The following is a 20,186-nucleotide window of genomic DNA, read 5'->3' as shown; positions in this document are numbered from 1 at the left end:
TTGGACTCCTCCCTAATCATTATCATTGGTTCCCTGCTGTTATCGGCATTTTTCTCCGGCATGGAAATCGCCTTCGTTTCCGCCAACAAGATCCATATTGAAATAGAGAAAAAGCAAGAAGGCTTTTTGGCCAAGGTGCTAACCCTGCTCACCGACAAACCATCCAAATTTATAGCCACCATGCTTATAGGCAACAATATTGCCTTGGTGATCTATGGTCTTTTTATGGGGGATGTGCTCATGGAATGGTTCCAAAGCTTGTTACCCGCCAAATATGAGTTTGTCAATGTGCTATTGACGGATTTTAGTCTGCTTTCGCAGACCGTGATTTCAACCATACTTATTCTGTTGACGGCGGAGTTTTTGCCCAAGGTATTCTTTCAAATCTATGCCAATGTACTGATCAAGGTGTTCGCTGTGCCAGCCTACATGTTTTACCTTTTGTTCTCGGTGATCTCGACCTTTGTCATCAAGGTATCCGATTTTGTTCTGAGAACCCTTTTCAAGACCGAAGGGGACGAGGTGCAACTTACTTTTACCAAATTGGAGCTGGGCGATTACATCAACGAGCAAATGGAAACCGTGGAAGAGGAGGACGATGTGGATTCCGAGATCCAGATATTCCAGAACGCGTTGGAATTTTCAACCGTGAAGGCAAGGGAGGTGATGGTGCCGCGTACCGAGATTACGGCAGTGGAAATTGGTGAAACGCCAAAAAACCTGACCAAACTTTTTTCGGAAACCGGATATTCAAAAATATTGGTGTACAAGGACAGTATCGATGAGATTATTGGGTATGTGCATTCGTATGAGTTGTTCAAAAAGCCCAAAACCATAAAAAGTATCCTGCTTCCGGTAGAATTTGTTCCGGAGACCATGCTCATCCAGGACATTCTGAACGTATTGACCAAAAAACGAAAGAGTATGGCCGTGGTTTTGGACGAATATGGGGGTACTTCGGGAATTTTGACCGTTGAGGACATCATTGAGGAGCTTTTTGGCGAAATAGAGGATGAGCACGATTCCACGGACCTGCACGAGGAGCAGATCAGCGAAAATGAATACAAGTTCTCCGCCCGCTTGGAGGTGGACTACATCAACGAAAACTACAAACTGGAACTGCCCGAAGGCGAAGAATATGAGACCTTGGGCGGATTGATCGTGCATCAGACCGGAGAAATACCCGAACAGGACACGGAAGTCATATTAGGTCGATTTAGCTTCAAGATATTGGAGGTATCGAATACCAAAATCGATTTGGTAAAGGTCACCGTTCACACTGAAGATTAATAATTTCCGCACCTTTTTTAGCTTTCCTATTTGAAAAGAAAGTGGTATTTTCGCCCACTGAATTTAAAGAAAACAAGCAGTAAAATGGCAATATTAGAGAATATTAGAAAACGGACAACAGTTCTGATTCTTATCATTGGTTTGGCGTTGTTCGCATTCGTAATATCGGGAGTGTTCAGCAGCGATAATTTTGCTGGTGGAAAGGTTGGCTCCACGGTCGCAGAAGTCAATGGAGAAAATATTCCCATCAATGAATTTAGGGCCCAAGTGGAGAATGCCTCCAGAAGATATGGACCTAGCGTTACAGGAACCCAGTTGGTGAACATGGTTTACGACCAAGAGGTGCGCAGGACCATCCTGAACCAGCAGTTCGAGGATTTGGGGATTGAAGTGGAGAGCGACCAGATCGTTGACTTTGTAAGGACTTCGGGTTATGCCCAGATTCCAGATTTTCAAGATGAGAACGGTATTTTCAACGAGCAGGTATTCAAAAGTACCATTGCCGATTGGAAGGCCAACGACCCTTTGCGTTACGATGCTTGGTTGCAAGATGAAAAGTCCATTATCCAGGCTGCCAAAGAGCGTATGTATTTCAACTTGGTCAAAGGAGGGGTGACTGCTACCCTTGCCGAAGGAAAACTGGACTACACCATGGCCAACGACAAGGTGGATATCAAATATGTCCGTATTCCTTACACCACCATTCCAGACAGCACCATCACAGTTTCCAAAAGTGAAATCGAAGCATACATCAAGGACCACAAGGCCAAGTTTCAGCAAGAAAACGCTAGGGATATCCGATTTGTGTATTTCGAGGAAAAGCCGTCAGCGGAAGATGATGCCAGTGTAAAGGAGGCCATTACGGCACTATTGGATGATTCAGTAGAGTATTCGGAGGCTAAAGATGCCAACGATACCATTGCCGGATTTAGGAATACGACCGATATGGCTGCCTTTTTGGACAGACATTCAGATGAAAAATTTGACACGATTTACAAGGCCAAAAAAGACCTTCCTTCCGTTATGGCCGATACCTTGATGGCCATGGAAGTAGGAGAGGTGTATGGTCCTTATAAGGATGGGGACTTCTATAAAGTCTCAAAAGTTATGGATCGAAAGGAAAATGGTACAGTAAAGGCCAGCCATATTCTTATTTCTTGGGAAGGTGCCGAAAGAGCCAATCCTGCGGTCACAAGGACCAAAGAAGAAGCAGAGGCAGAGGCCAAAAGATTATTGGCCGAAGCCAAAAAAGAGGATGTGATGTTCACCACTTTGGCCAGGGAAAATTCCGATGGACCTTCCGCACCACGTGGAGGAGATCTTGGTTATTTCCAAGAAGGTCTAATGGCGGATGAGTTCAACGATTTTTGTTTTGGCAACCCGGTAGGAACCATTGGATTGGTAGAAACCCAGTTTGGATACCATGTTATTAAAGTGGATGACAAGCAGGACGTTATCCAGGTGGCTACCTTGGCCCGTGAAGTGGAGCCTTCCGAGGAGACCATCAACACCTTGTTCACCGATGCGACCAAGTTTGAAATGGCGGTTATCGATGATGAACCTGAAAACTTTGGGGACATTGCTAGGGAAAGTAGCTACACTGTTCGTCCCGTGAACAAGATAAAGGAGATGGAAGAAAACTTACCAGGTTTGGGTTCACAGCGCAGTGTGGTGCAATGGGCGTTTAACGAGGACACCAAGGTAGGTGACGTGAGACGTTTTGATGTGAACAACGGATATGCCGTGGTACAGCTTACCAAAAAATATAGAAAAGGACTTATGGCACCAGAGGATGCTTCGGCAACTGCACTGCCAGCCATCAGAAAAGAGCGCAAGGCACAGCAAATTATTGCCGCCAACCAAGGAAAAAGCTTGGATGCCATGGCGTCGGATAACAATGTGAGCATTAGTACAGCTTCTGCTTTGACGCTAAAGGCACCTACCTTGCCCGGTGCAGGAAGAGAGCCTATGGTTGTGGGTACGGCATTTGCTTTGGACAAAGACCAGACTTCCGAACTTATCGAGGGAGAGACAGGTGTTTACAAATTGACCGTGACCAACAAAACGGCAGCTCCCGATGTGGAAAACTACAGCACTTATGCCCAAAGCCTGCAGTCCAGCACAGCGGCTAGGGTCAACGGAGCAGTTTATAACGCCTTAAAGGACAAAGCTGAAATTGAAGATAAAAGAGCTACATTCTACTAAGAATTGCTCTTTAAAGGATAAAAAAAGCCTCCCGACTGGGAGGCTTTTTATTTGCTTTCCGTTTCGTTCCACTTCATTTTATAGCAGATATGGGTGATTTTGCCTTTAGGGTCAACGGTGATTTCAAACCCCTGTTTGGTTCGGAAGTAGGCATCCCGAAGAAAGTACCACTTGCCATTTGTAAAAAAGAATTCCCGTTTGTCCGGTTTCCATTCCGCAATAGGGTAGATGTAGTCCAAGAGTACCTGAAAATGGGGTGCAGATTCCTGGTTTAAAATAAAATCCTCACGGATATAGCTGGTCAATTTGGGTAATGGGGTGTTCATTTGGATTTTTTCGAAAGGCTGCACCTCTCGGCCATTGTCTACCACAATAAACTCATGGATTTCGCTCTCCTTGTCACCATATAGGTTTTTGATTTCTTGGGTAATGTAGTACACATCGTGTTTGAGGATGTTTTGCACCGACTCCGAAGTAATCTTCTTGTAATTGGTGGTGCAACTTTGTTTGATAAAGTTGTTCAATCGTTGCGTTGTTTGTGGGTCATCTTGGCTAAAAGCGTTTGAACTGCCCAAAAGTAAGGCGCTTGCCAAAAGGTAGGTCATAGGTGTTTTAAAGATTGGGATCATAGTACACTATACTTTGATGAATATATCCCAAACATAAGGGCTACGGATGGATTTTTAGGGTGCCAATTGACGGATGCCCGTTTTGATCTGACGGATGAGGGGTTTGGGTTGATTTGAAGGGTTTAAGCTCTAAAAAATTTTCTTTAATTTGAAGCGTTGGACAAAGCAAATGGTATTGATATTTCAACTGTCGAAGACGCTATCACTATTCGGGTTTTAACAAAAAAACCCCAGTCTTTTAAGAACTGGGGTCTAGCAAACTATTGGTGTCTGATTATAATTTCGTAAGGGTAATTGAAGCTTCATATGTTCCTCCACATCCACCATCAGGGTTGAAATCTTCGAATACGATAGTAAACTCAGAATCATCAGTCAAATCATATTCAAAGTTGGACATTGCTGTTTGTCCAATGTCTCCTCCTCCAGCACAGCCAAGACCGCCCTCAGTAATACTTCCTGAAAAGTTCTGTATTTCTCCACAAACCAAGTCAAATGTGAATGCAAATGAAGCTCCAAATCCTCCTGGGTCGTAAATGAATTCAATTGTTCTAGATACTCCATTGGCCTCAACAAATACGCTAGGTTGTGAGAATGCATCATCGATTCCAAAAGGAGCGGAGCCACTATTTTGTGTAATTGAGTATTCTCCTACAAAATAGTCCTCAGGAACAGGGCAGATGACCAACGGTGTATATAAAAAAGGTGAACGTAAGAACGAGCCTGTCAATGTACCGGTATTATCGGCGAATGAGAATCTTCTGCCATCAGTAAGCACTAACTCAAACCTGATGGTAAATTGATCTCCACCAGTTATATCATCATTTGTTCTGTTCACATGGGCCAACATATCTGGTAATGTTGCCGTATAGGTAAATCTTGGAAGACCGAATGGACCATTGGTAAATGTGGTTGACGAAATCGTGGCAAATAGGGTTTCTTCAACGTTGGTACCCGGCCCTATCTCTTCTGTATTATCACGAAAACCCACATAAACTTCGACTTGATTCACAAGTTCACCATCTTCGGAATCTTGAACTTCGAGCTCTACAGCGAAATTTCCACTATCGTCACCAACTGGAAGTTCATTCGAGATTACAGTTATGGTTCGTAGTATTGCACCCCTTTCAGTACCAGCTGTGACCTGGTCTACCACGGTGTCACCCTCATCACAAGAAGAAACGCAAAGAGCAGCTCCTGAAAAGAGGAGTATTGTTATTTGTTTAAACCAATTTTTCATATTGTACGTTTTAAATTTTAGTTAGCAGGAGGGAAAGTGGGGCTAGCTGGGTTGGTATCCCAAAACACCTGCTGTGTCATAGTTTGTTTTTGTGTCAAAGATGGGTTGGTTACAACCTCACCTTGAGGGTAAAGAAAACTCCTTGGGAAAGGTCCAGGGTTGGGTTCCCAGTTAGGTAACACGGTGGTCGGATACCCCGTCATTCTGTAATAGTTGTAAGCTTCTGTCGCACCTCCATAAAGGGTGATAAAGTACTGCTCAGCAAAGATGTTCTCTTTTTCTTCACCAGTAGCGTCGTTAAAATTGGCTACTACATTAGCGATGTAACTTTCTATGGAAGCTTTATCCGGAGCAAAGGATAAATCTGCGGAGGGGTCTAAAGCACCAAAAGACATGACTTTATCAATTGATTTTTCCAGGGCATCGCTTAAAAAGGTTGCACGTTCTGAATCATTGTCGGCCATGGTGGCTCTCCAAAAATCTACGTAAGACGATAGAATGATAGGCTCTATGCCAGCACCGCCACCACCTTTACCCAATCCAACCTTTCCATCAAAAGCAGGATCTTCTGGATCTACGGCAAAATCGTTATCGTCAAATTTCCCTGCTGCAGGATACACACCTACGGCAGTACGCTCAAAGTTATCAGGAGGAGTACCTTGGTCGTTACCGTGGGAGCGACCCCAATAGCCATTAGGCACACTACAATACGTAAAGCCACCATCAATATAATGTTGGGGTGGTGTAGTTAAAGAACAGGCTAGTTTTTCTTCATCAGGTTCATCATCTGCTCCAGGAGTTTTTCCTACCTGTCTATAGAAATAATAGCGAATGCGTGGGTCATTATTGTTTAGCATCAATTCCATTAGCCAATTGGACTGGTAAATGTTGGCCCCTGATGGGGTGTAATCGTCGGCATAGTCAGGGTGACGGGTATCCGGTTGCAATTCGCTAGTGCCGTACTGGAACTGAAAGTCATCCGCAGGTGAAGAAATAAAGTTACCAGTGGCAATTACCTGTTTAAAACTCCCAACATCACCTGTCATCATATACGACTTTAACCTAAGGGTATTAATTAATTTCAACCATTTTGACGTGTCTCCTCCATAGAATAAATCGGTAGCTCCCAAGGTTTGGGGATTAGTGGCAAGTAATTCTTCGGCTTCATCCAAAATAGACATCGCAGCGGCATATATGGCGACTCCTTCGTCTAATTTTGGGGATGGAAAATCTTCTGGTTTTCCAGCTTCTCCCAAGGCAGCCTCACTAAGGTAGTCAACCAAAAGCATCAGCATATGCGCTTGAAGTGTTTTGGAAACGCCAACATGAAAGGAGTAATCAAGGTCACTGATTTCATCTATCGTTTCTAAGTTGGCAATGTTGGTAAACATTCCAACTCGAATATCCCCGTTTCCCACATCATTAAAATCACTACTATAAGTTCTTGCCCAAATGTCATCAAAAGTATCTCCAGGGTAGTTGTTAAAATAATTCCTACCAAACATATAATCGATTCGGGTCAGTTCGGCACCAATGTCACTAATCTCAGCCATATTGGAAGCGTATGCCAATTGTATCGAGTTCAGCAACAAATTTGGGTCTGCCTGATCGGCAGCAAGGTCATTGGGACTAACTCTTAAGTCCAATTCAGTCGTTTCACAGCTGATGAGCGTCACCCCTGTGATTAAGACTATGGTAATATATTTTAGAAAATTTTTCATAATACGTATATCATTAACTGTTGTTATTAGAACGATGCTCTTACGGTTAGACCATATCGTCTCTGGGATGGGCCGTTCATAAAGTCAAATCCTCTACCGTTTCCGATACCGACACCTGCTACGTTAGGATCAAAATTGGCACCATCAGGAGTATTATAGGCATCATACCAAAGGTTGAAGCCTTGCGCGGTTAAGGTCAAAGACCCAAATGGGGTGTTGTCCAAATACTTTTTGGGGAAGGAGTACGACAGAGAAACCTCCTGTAATCGGATGACTGAGGCATCATAAATCTTCATTTCTGCCGGTCCAAACAATAGGTTGTCAAAATAATAGGAAGAATTGTTGATTTGTTTGGTATTTACTTCTCCCGTATTTTGATTAACTCCTGGAATGATGTAAGTGTTTTCCCTGTCCACGGTTTCAGTAATCAAACCACGCCCCAAAAGGGTGGCTATAGTGCTGGACATGATATCCCCTCCCTTAACATGCTGGATTTGGAAACCAAGGTTCCAATTTTTATAGGAAAAGGTATTAAAGAAGTTCATGGTATAATCTGGAACAGCGTCTCCAATAATAGGGACATTACCCTCACTGTCCTGTTCCACAATAACGTAGTTACCCGCATCATTTACCAAGAAGTTTCCATTTTCGTCACGACCTACTGCGGTACCCACGATAGTTCCCAAAGACTCTCCTTTTATGGCAGCGTTGGCTCCAACAAACAGGGCAGTACTACCTGCGTAGAAAATGATATCCTCCTCTTGCTCCTCAACGACTTCCTCGTTAGCAAAGAAGTTTACCCTTGAGTTCCAGTTGAAGCCATCCTTTCCACCTCTAAAAATGTCGATACCTAAGTCGGCTTCGATACCTTTATTGCTGATTTGACCAATATTGGATTGAGTCAGGGTGAATCCGGTGGAAGGGGGGAGCGGTTGATTTACAATCAGGTCATCTGTTCTTCTGTCATAATAGGTGAAGTCCAGTGAAACCCTATTTTGCCAAAAACGCGATTCCAGTCCCACCTCGAATTCTTTTAAAAGTTCAGGTTTTAGGTTGGGATTCTCTTTGACGTTACCGACTTGGTTGGTCGTAATTTCTCCACCATCACCAAAAATCTGTGTATTTTGTTCTACCACACCAACAGTTGGATAACCTGTTGGGAAGTTGGCAGAGGTGGCATACCCTGCCCTTAGCTTCAGATAATTCAGGCCATTTTCACTTTGTAGTCCTTTGAAGGCGGTTGTAGGTAGGAAGGAAAGACTTACTCCTGGATAAGTAAGTGCCCTGTTTTCCCTGATCAAGTTCGATACCCAATCGGTTCTTGTATTCAAATTCAAGAACAGCATATTATCGTAGTCGAAGGATACTTGACCTAACAAACCAATAATGTTACGCTGTTGTGAAAACTGGATGGGCAGTTGGTTTTCATAGTTGAAATGCCTCTTGATGCCATAAACAATTTGACCCGTACTTGCCACCCCTTGTCGATCAAAGATGTCCGAACGAGCATTTGCACCAGCAATGAAGGTCATTCCAATTTTTTCAGAAAGATCGTAGTTGCCATTGAGGGCAACGTAGTGGTCCCAAATGGTATTATTGTTGTCGAATGTATCCAAGAAACCAAAAATGGCATCGGTAAATTCAACACCACCTCTGTTGGCCCCATTGATATTGCGTTCGTTGTAAAAATCGAGACCTGTTCTCCAGGTCAGTCCTAGATTTTCGTTGATTTCATAGTTTAATGAAGTATTGAAGTTAAACCTGTTGGTCAAGTTGTTGTAGGTAACATTCTTTGCTGTCCACCTTGGGTTGATAATATCATTTCCATTACGATAGTAGATACTGGAACCGTCCTCTGGCTGTTCAAATGGAAGTCCCATTAAATCTACACTCAAAGGCGTGAACAGAACGTTGCCAAACACAGAAAGTCCCAAGGAACCATTACCCCTACTGGCTGCAATGGGAGGGCTTTTCACATCACTACGGGCATAATTGGCCGTGGCCTGTATGGTAAATTTGTTTGATAGTTTTGATTTGCCACCTACAGAGAAGTTGAAACGATTCAAAGAGTTCCCTGGTGTAAAGCCTTCTTCATCCAAATACCCAATATTGGCATTAAAGGTGGTATTCCCATCCTCTGAGCCGCCGGCAATGTTCACAGAGGTGTTCATAGTGCGTCCGGGACGCATAAACTCTTCTACCGAATTATAAGGTCTCCACTCATATCTTTGATTAGCAAATTGCTGTGCTAAGGCACTTTGACCTGTATTGGGGCCTCCTGGGTTAAGAAAAGCTGAAGATGCGTAAGGATGCAATAAGGTACCTTGGTCGTCTATGGCAGCTTGGTTGCCCCATCCAGAAACGCCTGCACGGTCAAAACTAGGTCCCCAGTTACTGAAGAACCAGCCAAAGGATTGGTCAAAGCCGTTACCAAATTGTTGTTGGTAATCAGGTAAGGAGGCAAACTCGTTCGCAAAGTAAGACTGACTTACTGTTATCTCCGTCTTCTTCGGCCCTTTTTGAGCGGCCCCTGCTTTGGTGGTTACCAAAATTACCCCATTACGTCCCAATGTTCCGTAAAGGGTGGTAGCGGCAAGTCCTTTTAATACCTCTACGCTGGCAATATTATTAGGGTCTAAATCCAAGAAACGTGAAGGAGCAGGGTTGCCGTCCAAGAAGTTACCAGGTGCGTTGGTATCATTGCTAAAGGGTACCCCGTCAACAATAAACAAGGCCTGGTTGCTCCCACTAAAAGAGCTAAAACCTCTTACGGTAATGTTCGTACCTGACCCAGAGGTACCGCCTGCTGATGTGATTTGCACACCGGCCGCTTTACCATTAAGTACCCTAGCAACATCACCTTCGGATCGGTTTTCTATTTGATCAGCTCCAACGGAAGTCACAGCATAACCAAGTGCTTTTTTCTCCCGCTTGATGCCTTGAGCGGTTACAACCACCTCCTCAAGAGCTTGGGCATCTTCTTCCATTTGTACGTTAATTAAGTTTGATGCTCCAATGGTGCGCCTAGTTGGTTTTTGCCCTATGTAGGTGAATAGAAGCGTTTGTCCCACCTTTGCGGAGATGGCATAGTTTCCATCGAAATCCGTCTGCGTACCTGTGGAACTCCCTTCAACAACAATGTTGACACCCGGCAGGGGCAGTCCATTTTGGTCGGTAACTGTACCGCTAACATTCTTTTCTTGAGCCAGTGCCGCTGTAATGGAACAGCATAAAAACACCAACATCATCCAATAATTTCTCATTATCATAAAAATTAATTTAGAGTTAGTTTTTGCAATCGAGCAGGGGGAGGATGAATCTTTTTTGTAGGCTAATTCAAAAAATCTTCCGAAACAATGAAAACTAAAAAAATCGGAAAGAGATAAGATTTAGAGCCTCCACCCTGTGGATTGCGGGGTAAAAGAATGGAAAGTTGGAGGGAAGATTGTTAGCGCTTATTAACCTTTACTTATTTCCCGAATAGGATTTACGTTTACAAATTCGGCGAGAAACTGTGCTAGGCTGCGTTTTGCATAAACTCCTTGGGTGTAATCTTGGTCCTTTTTTTAAATGCCTTATAAAACGATACTCGATTGTTAAATCCACATTGGTAGGCGATATCGGAAATGGATTCAGAGGACTTTTTGAAATTGTTACAAAGCTTGTTTTTGGCCTCTTCAATCCGGTAGGTGTTGATGTAGTCGTAAAAGCTCATGTTAAAGTTTTCGTTGATTACTTGGGAGGCATGGTGTCTGGAAATATTGAGCATATTGGCGATATCGTCGAGGCGTAGTTCGTGGTTCAAATAAAGTTTTTGGGTGTCCATCAAATCCTCCAGTTTTTCCTTTAGTTCTTGTGAAAAGGCTTCGGACAATCCCGTTTTTTCATATTTGTCCTGTTTGGTGTGGGCAACTGAACGCTGACTTTTCGTTTTCAATAGGTGACGATATTTCAACAATAGGCAAGTGGCAATCAAATAAAACGGAAGTGGCACCGCAAATAGGAGAAAGGAATCCTCAAAGTTTGACCAACTGTAAAAAATTAAAAAGAGCGTGTACCCAAATAAAAATAGAAACAACGAAATGAAACTTTTGGTAAAAAGCTCCACCTTGTTTTTCTGAAAGAAATGTGTGTAATCCCAGAGTGACATAAGCAATCATTTTTGTCTTCGGGATTCAAATTGCAAAAAAGTAAAGTTTTATCGGGGTACCAATTGACGGATGCCCCTTTTGATCTGACGGATGGCCCTTCCCAGTCAACGGATGCATTTTGGGGGTATCAAAAAATCATCCGAGAATAGGGGATAACGGTGGAGTATTCTTTGCCCTTAAAATAGGCCATGGTTTTTTCATCTCCCGTAGCCAAAACAAAATCACCGCCCCAAGCGCCTAAACTTTTGATCATACCAAAATAGTCTGGAAAAAGTCGTTGCTTTACAGGTTGTTCCTGTAACACATCGGAAAGAAGGTTTTCATGTTTTTCCATCAAGGATTCAAAGCCCGCTAGGGTTGGGACTTCAATCATTCTATGGGTTATGGATGAAATTTCTTGGATGAGTTTGTTCCTATCAAACTGCCGGTTTTTGTAATTGGCGATGGCTTCTTTGCTGCTTTGTTTTTGGTTAAGGTGCACAAAATACAAGGAGTCCTTAAAAATGGGGTCAAAATCAATGGTTTCGACCTTTGGTTCACCATCCAAACGTTGGTAGGTGATGGGAGAATTGTGTTGAGCACAGGCGATATCGTAACCGCTTCCGCCAAAAGCATTCCATAACAATTGATAGGCATCCACTCGGGCCCATTGTGCCAAATTGTTGATTAAAGTGGATGAGGTGCCCAATCCCCAAGATCGTGGAAAGGTCAGACGGGTTGTTACCTCGAATCCGTCGCTATCCGTCAGCAATAATGGGTTTTGTGCGTTAGCCTCCAAAAGAAGGTTCGCCAACGTTTTGGACATGGCTTCATCCGAAGTGGCAACTACTTTTAAGTTGGCAAGATCAAACGTTGCGGAGAACCAGCTATGGTTATTTTCGTCCAAACTGGTCCACTCCAATACACCGGACGAAGTAGGGGTTACCTGTAGCGATTGCCCATAACTGGTAGGGATGGCCAGGCCAAGGGCACCGTCCAAAATAGCATATTCGCCTGAGAGCAAAAGTTTACCGTTGCTGTAGAATTCTTTCTTCATTCTTGGTTTTTGAGTGAAAGCAAAAGGAAATCACTGTTGTTATCCTTTATAAATTCCCTGATGGTACTTTCTTGTTCCTTGAACAGCTGCGCCAAAAGTGCAGTGGTCATATTTCCCGTTTTAAGCCAAATAATCTTTGGAGGTCCACCATATAAGGTATTTAAGTCAAAGAAATCCGCATCGAAGGTAACTATGGTGAAGTCATTGTCCTTGGCATATCTCCAAATTTCAAGATCCGATGCGTTTGTTAGGTTCAAATCTTTTACCGAATACGACTGAGGAAAAATGTCGGCTATGGTTTTCAGCAGTCGAAAAGATATGTTTTGATCAAAAAGTAATTTCACGAAGCGATGTTCAATTTCTTTTCACGATCTGCAGCAAAAGCAAGGCAAGCATTGATGTGTTGCTCGGTCAATTCGGGAAAGTCTTCGATTATGGCAGACTTTTCCATACCATTCGCCATCCAATTAAGCACATCATAAATGGAAATTCGGGTTCCCTTTAAGATGGGTCTTCCAAACCTTTTGTCTGGATTGATTTCGATATATTTTTCCAAATGTTCCACCTTAGTTTATTTTTTTGGACTCTGTTAAAGATACAAAAACAAGACGGTTATTTTTTGATGTTCTCCAATGCCTCCTTTACCGATGCATTGGTAACAGTTTTGTCCTTAAAATACGTGACCAATTCCTGTTTTTCACTTTCAGTGGCGCCCAATTGGTTGAGCATATTGAGCAAATGCATTTTCATATGCCCTTTTTGGATTCCTGTGGTGACCAAGCTACGCACAGCTGCAAAGTTCTGTGCCAGTCCGGCCACGGCCATGATCTGCATCAACTCCTTGGCGGTAGGGTTCTGTAAAATTTCCAAGGCCAACTTCACCAACGGGTGCAAAGAGGTAAGTCCGCCCACGGTACCCAAAGCCAAGGGAACCTCTATCCAAAACCTGAAAATACCATCCTCGACTATGGCGTGCGTCAAACTTGAATATTGACCTTCCCTGGCAGCGAAGGCATGCACTCCTGCTTCCACAGCCCTAAAATCATTTCCTGTAGCGAGCACCACGGCATCAATCCCGTTCATAATGCCCTTGTTGTGGGTAACGGCTCGGTAGGGCTCTGCCTTGGCAATGTTAACGGCCTGCACAAATTTTTGTGCAAATTCATCCGCTGGCATATCGTCACTCCCCAACTCGGAAACGGGACAACTGACCTCCGCCCGAACCAAGCAATCCGGCACGTAGTTGGAAAGGATGCTCATCACCACCTCTATATTTTTTTCCTCTTCGGTAAAGTCATTATGATTTTGGGCCTCTTCTTTCAGGGTTTTGGCAAATTGTTCCAGACAAGAGTTGATAAAGTTGGCGCCCATGGCGTCCAAGGTCTCAAAAGTACAATGGAGCTGATGGTACCCTTCAATCTTATCCGTGAGATTTCGAAGCACAATATCGTTGATGCCACCGCCCCGTTTTTCCATACTTTGCGTGATGGAAGCCACACTGGTAATCAGCTTAGGCCTTACACTATTGAAAAAATCGGTGAGCTTGTTTTGGTCACCCCGATACATAAAATGTACCTGCCCCACTTTCTCCGTTCCCAAGACCTCTGTTTTGAATCCGCCCCGTTCCAACCAGAATTTGGCCGCTTTACTTGCAGCAGCTACTACGGAACTTTCTTCAATGGCCATAGGAATGGCGTAGAGCCTATCATTAATCAAGAAATTGGGTGCAACCGCAAAGGGCAGATAGTAATTGGAAATGGTGTTTTCAATAAACTCATCATGCAATTGCTGCACTCTTGGGTCCGAGTTCCAATACTGCTGCAACAGCGATTTGGTCTGTTTGGGGTCTTTGGTGCAATTTGTCGCTATCCAATCAATTTTTTGGGTTTTGGACAATTTGGAAAATCCTTCAACTGGAGTGTTCATAAAGTTGGCTTAACGCTTTCAAATATACGGATATTGACCATTTACAGTAGAAAGCATTGTTTTTAAATCCAAAGGTTAAAATTTGTTGCAAACGCAACATCAAAATTTATTTTTCGGATAAATATTAGTAAACTTGGAAGTTGTTAAATCAAGAATGTGAGGTAGAACACCATCGAGACATTTTTGTTTGACCTTTTGACTGCAAACCAGTTGACTAAAACGTTTTTGGTTGTAAAACACATGTTTAATCAATTTATCACTTCATGAACAAACCGTCTTTTCTATTCCTTTTTCTTTTAGGATGTTTGACCTTTTCCACCGCACAAAAGAAAAAAATAACCCTCGAAGAGATTTGGGGAGGAGAATTTAGAACGGAATATATGGATGTCCTCCGCTCCATGAACAACGGTACCCAGTATACCATATTGAATACGGAACGTTCCCCAAGATCCAGTAGTTTGGACAAATACGACTACGAAACCTTGGAAAAAGTAGAGACCATTGTAGCTTCATCCGAAGCGGTACCCTATTTTTCTTCTTACACTTTTAGTGATGATGAATCCAAAGTACTGTTGGCAACGGAGGTAGAGCCCATTTTTAGACGTTCCCGCTTAGGTATCTATTATGTTTATGATATTGCTTCCAAGGATTTGATAAAAATCTCCGAGACCAAAATCCAAGAGCCCACACTTTCTCCGGACGGGAGCAAAGTGGCCTATGTGTTGGACAATAATCTCTATGTGATGGATTTGGCCAACCGTACCACCAAGCAGGTGACCACGGATGGCAATAAAGGAACCATTATTAATGGGGTGACGGATTGGGTGTACGAGGAAGAGTTTGGTTTTGTGCGTGCCTTTGAATGGAACAGCAACGGAACCAAAATCGCTTTCCTTCGGTTTGATGAAACCGAGGTTCCCCATTTTTCCATGGATTTTTACGGAACCGATTTGTATCCGTATCAATATGAGTTTAAATATCCCAAGGCCGGAGAGAAGAATTCCATCGTTACCTTGCACATGTACGATGTAGCATCTGCATCTATTTCTAATGTAGATTTGAATGACCCTTACTACATTCCTAGAATCAAATGGATGCACAATCCCAATCATTTGAGCGTCCAAACGTTGAACAGGCATCAAAATGTACTGCAATTACATGCAGTGGATGCCAAAGACAATTCCGTGACAATATTACTGGAGGAAAGTGATAACGCCTACGTGGATATTGACGACGACCTTACCTTTTTGGATGACGATAGTTTTATTTGGACCAGTGAGGCAGATGGATACAATCACCTTTACCTTTATGGAAAGGACGGCAAATTGAAGAACCAAATTACCGACGGACCGTGGGAAGTCACGAGGTATTACGGATATGATGAAAAGAACGACCGTATCTTCTATCAATCCGTGGAAAATGGTTCCATCAACCGTGGCGTTTATAGCATTTCCACCAAAGGAAAGCGCAAGAAAGCATTATCCACCGAAGCTGGGACGAATTCCGCAGCCTTCAGCAGTGATTTTACCTATTACATCAACACCTATTCCAGTGCCATGACTCCTTACCGATTTACCTTGCACGATGCATCCGACGGGAAACTGGTCAAGGAAATCAAGGACAATTCAGCTTTGCAGACAAAACTGGAAGGATACGAGATTTCACCCAAGGAGTTTTCCACCATCAATGTGAATGGGTACGACCTGAATATGTATATGATCAAACCGGCTAACTTTGATCCGAATAAAAAATATCCACTTTTCATGTTCCAATACAGTGGTCCAGGTTCACAGCAAGTATCCAATTCGTGGATGGGCAGCAACGATTACTGGCACCAGCTCTTGGCTTCCGAAGGCTATATCGTGGCCTGTGTGGATGGTCGTGGGACCGGGTTAAAAGGACGCGACTTTAAAAAAGTGACCCAAAAGGAGTTGGGCAAATATGAGGTGGAAGACCAGATTGCGGCAGCCCAACAATTAAGTGGCCTATCTTATATTGATGAGGACAGAACTGGAATTTGGGGATGGAGCTATGGCGGATTTATGTCCACCAACTGCTTGCTCAAGGGCAACGATATCTTTGAAATGGCCATTGCCGTGGCACCGGTTACCTCATGGCGTTTTTACGATACCATTTACACGGAGCGCTACATGCAAACGCCCCAAGAAAACCCAACAGGTTATGACGATAACTCGCCATTCAATTATCCAGAGTTGTTGAAAGGGGATTATTTATTGGTTCACGGTTCTGGGGACGATAATGTCCATGTGCAGAACACCATGCGCATGATCGAGGCGTTGGTTCAGGCCAACAAACAATTCGATTGGGCTATTTATCCCGATAAAAACCACGGTATTTATGGGGGCAACACGCGACTGCACCTCTACACCAAAATGACCAACTTCGTTAAGGAAAAACTTTAAAAATCTAACCAATACCAATTCAATATGTCAGAAGTATCCAAACCAGCAGAAGAACAACAAATGTTTGGACATCCCAAAGGGTTGTTCTACCTCTTTTTTGCCGAGCTATGGGAACGTTTCAGTTTTTATGGAATGCGGGCGTTGCTTACGCTTTATATGGTAGAGGTCATATTTGCGGCCTTGATGGAACGCGATTATGCCACCGCGGCGGTGTACTCTTCCTACGGCTCCTTGGTGTATGCTTCCACGGTAATCGGCGGACGCATTTCCGATAGCATATTGGGCATGCGCCGTTCCATATTTTTAGGAGGAATATTGATGTCCTTGGGGCACTTTGTCTTGGCCATTGAAAATAACATCACCTTTTTCCTTGCCCTTTCCCTGATCATTGCCGGGAATGGATTCTTCAAACCCAATATATCGACTTTCGTAGGTTCTCTCTACAAAGATGGTGACCCCAAAAAAGACTCCGGTTTTACCATTTTTTATATGGGAATCAATATCGGGGGATGGGTGGCACCTTTGCTTTGCGGATATTTGGCTGCCAAATATGGTTGGCATTACGGATTTGGCCTGGCAGGAATTGGAATGCTTACAGGTCTGATTGTCTTTTGGAGCGGAATCAAAAACAATGTGTTCGGCGATAAAGGTCTCCCTCCGGAGAACGGAAACATCGATAAAAAGGTGTTTGGACTCAAACAAGGCGTACTTGTTCCTGTATTGGCCTTTGCATCTGTGCCGGTAATTGCCTATTTATTGTCCGCTTATAAAGCTCTGGGCGCTGAAGGAACTTTTTTTGACGACCAAAACATCGTCAATGTTATCTTTAAATTGATTGGATTTTCTATTTTGGTGTACTTGGGTTACATCATGTACAAGGCTACTTTGGAAGAACGTAAAAAACTCTTTGTAGCGGTTTTGATTACCTTTTTTATGACCATTTTCTGGGGTTTTCATGAACTATCCGGTAGCGTGATTACTCTCTTTGCAGCGCGAAATGTGGATTTGGAAGGCATCATGTCGGCCTCCCAGACCAATTCGTTGAACTCCATGTGGATCATCATTTTGGCTATCCCCATTTCCCTGATGTGGCAATGGTTGTCCAAAAAGAAACTCAACCCACGAACTCCCTATAAGTTTGGAATGGGACTTTTGTTTGCTGGTATCAGTTTCTATGCTTTGGCGATAAGTGGCGCCAGTGCGAACGAAAATGGTTTCGTTCCGTTCACGTATCTACTGTTGATGTACTTCTTGTTATCCGTTGGGGAATTGTTCATGTCTCCCGTAGGATTGTCGAAAATCACCGATTTGTCTCCCAAACGTATCGTTGCCTTTATGATGGGAGTTTGGTTCCTGTCCTCCGCATTTGCCTTTCAGGTGGTGGGCTTTATTGGAAAGCAATTGGCCATAGAAAGTACGGATGCCGATATCAGTGGGTTTAGTACCCTAAACATTTACACCGATGGATTTATGCTCATCGCTGAATATTCTCTAGGAGCAGGACTTTTGGTCATTTTGGCTTCGCCATTGATCAAAAAGTTGATGGGCAACGTCCATTAAACTCTTTAAAATTTAAACACATAAAATCCCTTTTCACCCGTGTAGTGAAAGGGGATTTCTTTTTGGGCACAAGTGGATTTCCACTTTGCGATCAAACTAGGGTAGTTGCTGCCATCCGCTAGCACAGTTTTGGGTTGTAGGGAATCCAGCAATCGCTCCAAATGGAGTTTTGGTGATAGCGTCAACAAGAGGTAATCGGGATGCTTTTCCAAAGGAAACAACGCTGTGCTATCCACAATTACCAATCTTTTTTCACCCAAAATGTAGCTGTTTTTGAGTTTGGAAGTGTCCGAGGTTCGGATGCGTTCCGCCACAGCATAATCGTTGGCAATGTTTCCCATGTTTGTAGGGTTTGAAGTGAGGATGGAAAGCGAATCTCCCAACTGATGCAACACCACCGAATTTCGCGAGCGATGGGCGAGTATGACCGCCTCCTTTCGCAGTGTTTGAAGGTTGTTCCAGATACCCCAACTTTGAAACAGGACAACTCCACCAAACAGAATTAAAGCTGTTTTTCTGATGGGTTTGGACAGAAATACCACTGCCGAAATTATGATGACATATCCCAAAAGCAGCTGCACCGAATCAAAAGGAATGTCCTTAATAATAAAACCTTCTTGCTGCGCTACCCATCCTACAATGGCGTTCATGATGTGGATTACCCAGTTAAAAGCATTGACCAAAAATTGGGGCAATGCGTTCAAGAGTGCCAAAGCAATAACTAGAATGCCAAAGCCCAAAATCAACCCCAAAAAAGGAATAATGAGCAGGTTGGAAATAAAAAATAAGGCCGGAAATTGATGAAAGTAGAACAAACTAATGGGTAGAACGCCCAATTGGGCCGCAATGCTCACCGATAGCAATTGCCACGTTTTCCGGACAATAAGGTTTTCGGGAAACCAGAAGCGTTGCAGTTTCGGATAGATCCAAACGATGGCAAATACCGCAGCATAACTCATCTGAAACCCCACTTGAAACAAGAACAAGGGCTTTATCAACAAAATGAAGAGCATGGAGAGCGCAATAATATTGAAGGAACTCGTAGGACGGTTGAGATAGAGGGCATAAGCTACGAACGAAAACATGGTTACGGCCCGGAAGATGGAAGGAGAAAGTCCTGCCACAAAAGCATACGCCCAAAGCAATAGCACCACCAATACCAACTTCAAGGTTTTACCTTTAGGTAAACGCTCCAATGGAACCAATAAAAATTCCAAAATGAAAAGGATAATCCCCACATGAAGTCCGCTCACGGCCAATATATGTACCGCGCCTGCATTCTTATAATTATTGTAGGTATCCTCAGAAATATCATCGCGTTTGCCCAATAATAAGGCTTGAATGACTGCCATTTCATCCGTCCCAAAGGCTTTCTTTTTGAGCTTGGAGATGATGTGTTCCCTAAAACGGGAGGCGTGTCCAAACAAGGTATTCGAGTTTTTTTCCGTTTTAAGGATGGACGGATAGTTGGTCCTGATTTGATGCTGGATGCCCTGCTTTTGTAGATAACTTCGGTAATCAAACTGGTAAGGGTTCAACGGTGGTCGAATGTTTTCAAGCGATGCATGAACCAGCAATTCATCATCAATTTCTAGCGGATGCAAAAGGGAATCTGGTGTTAGACTCAATAGTAATTTTCCAGAGGCCCTTTTCTTGTCTGCAGAAATAACTTTGGCTACATAGCGATGGGAATAGGCATTGGGTTTTAAAGCTTCTTCCACTTTAAAGTGCCAAACCTTTGGGTGTTCCACATCTAACTGGCCATAATAATTGGGCATACCCTTGTTGGTGGACATACCCACAACAAAAGTGCCCAACGCAACTGCAATGATGGCGACAAGTGACTCAACATACGGGAAGCCTGAGCTGGATTGTTTTTTGCTGGTCCAGTATAGCAGAGGCAGCAATACAACCGTTGCAATCAAAGCCAAAAGTGGAGTCACTTCCGCATAAAAGCCGATACTGATCCCCAAAATAACCCACACGGTGAGCTTGATGGACACAAAAT

At 43.4% G+C, this 20,186-nt stretch carries 14 protein-coding genes; 4 read left to right on the top strand and 10 right to left on the bottom strand.

Annotated features, from left to right (window positions below; translation table 11 throughout):
- Window positions 1–1,290, top strand: a complete 1,290-nt coding sequence (locus GGE08_RS15170; protein WP_179385729.1) for a hemolysin family protein — start codon at window positions 1–3, stop codon at window positions 1,288–1,290.
- A gap of 84 nt (window positions 1,291–1,374) precedes the next feature.
- Entirely contained in the window at window positions 1,375–3,495 is a 2,121-nt protein-coding gene (locus tag GGE08_RS15165; protein ID WP_179385728.1) for a peptidylprolyl isomerase, read from the top strand.
- A gap of 47 nt (window positions 3,496–3,542) precedes the next feature.
- On the opposite strand, the gene GGE08_RS15160 is transcribed toward GGE08_RS15165, so the two are convergent.
- The 9 genes from GGE08_RS15160 to GGE08_RS15120 form a co-directional block, all read right to left on the bottom strand.
- On the bottom strand, window positions 3,543–4,100 hold the full coding sequence (locus GGE08_RS15160) for a hypothetical protein (RefSeq protein WP_179385727.1): 558 nt from the start codon (window positions 4,098–4,100) through the stop codon (window positions 3,543–3,545).
- Between the two features lie 298 nt (window positions 4,101–4,398).
- On the bottom strand, window positions 4,399–5,361 hold the full coding sequence (locus tag GGE08_RS15155; RefSeq protein ID WP_179385726.1) for a hypothetical protein: 963 nt from the start codon (window positions 5,359–5,361) through the stop codon (window positions 4,399–4,401).
- 17 nt (window positions 5,362–5,378) lie between these two features.
- Window positions 5,379–7,082, bottom strand: a complete 1,704-nt coding sequence (locus tag GGE08_RS15150) for a SusD/RagB family nutrient-binding outer membrane lipoprotein (protein ID WP_179385725.1) — start codon at window positions 7,080–7,082, stop codon at window positions 5,379–5,381.
- A 26-nt stretch (window positions 7,083–7,108) separates the two neighbouring features.
- Window positions 7,109–10,345, bottom strand: coding sequence for a SusC/RagA family TonB-linked outer membrane protein (locus GGE08_RS15145; protein ID WP_179385724.1), 3,237 nt, complete (start codon window positions 10,343–10,345; stop codon window positions 7,109–7,111).
- Between the two features lie 254 nt (window positions 10,346–10,599).
- Complete coding sequence (locus GGE08_RS15140) at window positions 10,600–11,232, bottom strand: helix-turn-helix domain-containing protein (RefSeq protein WP_179385723.1); 633 nt, start codon at window positions 11,230–11,232, stop codon at window positions 10,600–10,602.
- Window positions 11,233–11,360: 128 nt separating this feature from the next.
- Entirely contained in the window at window positions 11,361–12,269 is a 909-nt protein-coding gene (locus tag GGE08_RS15135) for a GYDIA family GHMP kinase (protein ID WP_179385722.1), read from the bottom strand.
- Complete coding sequence (locus tag GGE08_RS15130; protein WP_179385721.1) at window positions 12,266–12,613, bottom strand: DUF5615 family PIN-like protein; 348 nt, start codon at window positions 12,611–12,613, stop codon at window positions 12,266–12,268. Before GGE08_RS15130 ends, GGE08_RS15135 begins: the two co-directional genes overlap by 4 nt.
- Window positions 12,610–12,834: a DUF433 domain-containing protein gene (locus GGE08_RS15125; protein WP_179385720.1), complete on the bottom strand. Its 225-nt coding sequence runs from the start codon at window positions 12,832–12,834 to the stop codon at window positions 12,610–12,612. The genes GGE08_RS15130 and GGE08_RS15125 overlap by 4 nt, the downstream gene beginning before the upstream one ends.
- A 47-nt stretch (window positions 12,835–12,881) precedes the next feature.
- Window positions 12,882–14,195 (bottom strand): hydroxymethylglutaryl-CoA reductase, degradative, encoded by a 1,314-nt coding sequence (locus GGE08_RS15120; protein ID WP_179385719.1) that lies wholly within the window; start codon window positions 14,193–14,195, stop codon window positions 12,882–12,884.
- A gap of 263 nt (window positions 14,196–14,458) precedes the next feature.
- Here GGE08_RS15120 and GGE08_RS15115 point away from each other — a divergent pair, with 263 nt between their 5' ends.
- Window positions 14,459–16,618, top strand: a complete 2,160-nt coding sequence (locus tag GGE08_RS15115; protein WP_179385718.1) for a S9 family peptidase — start codon at window positions 14,459–14,461, stop codon at window positions 16,616–16,618.
- Between the two features lie 24 nt (window positions 16,619–16,642).
- A complete protein-coding gene (locus tag GGE08_RS15110) occupies window positions 16,643–18,178 on the top strand; it encodes a peptide MFS transporter (RefSeq protein WP_179385717.1) in 1,536 nt (511 codons plus the stop codon).
- Between the two features lie 5 nt (window positions 18,179–18,183).
- On the opposite strand, the gene GGE08_RS15105 is transcribed toward GGE08_RS15110, so the two are convergent.
- Window positions 18,184–20,181, bottom strand: a complete 1,998-nt coding sequence (locus GGE08_RS15105; RefSeq protein ID WP_179385716.1) for a ComEC/Rec2 family competence protein — start codon at window positions 20,179–20,181, stop codon at window positions 18,184–18,186.
- Window positions 20,182–20,186 lie beyond the last annotated feature (5 nt).

The sequence above is a fragment of the Allomuricauda sp. ARW1Y1 genome (assembly GCF_013407935.1).
Classification (GTDB): Bacteria; Bacteroidota; Bacteroidia; order Flavobacteriales; family Flavobacteriaceae; genus Flagellimonas.
This window is presented reverse-complemented; position numbering and strand designations above follow the sequence as displayed.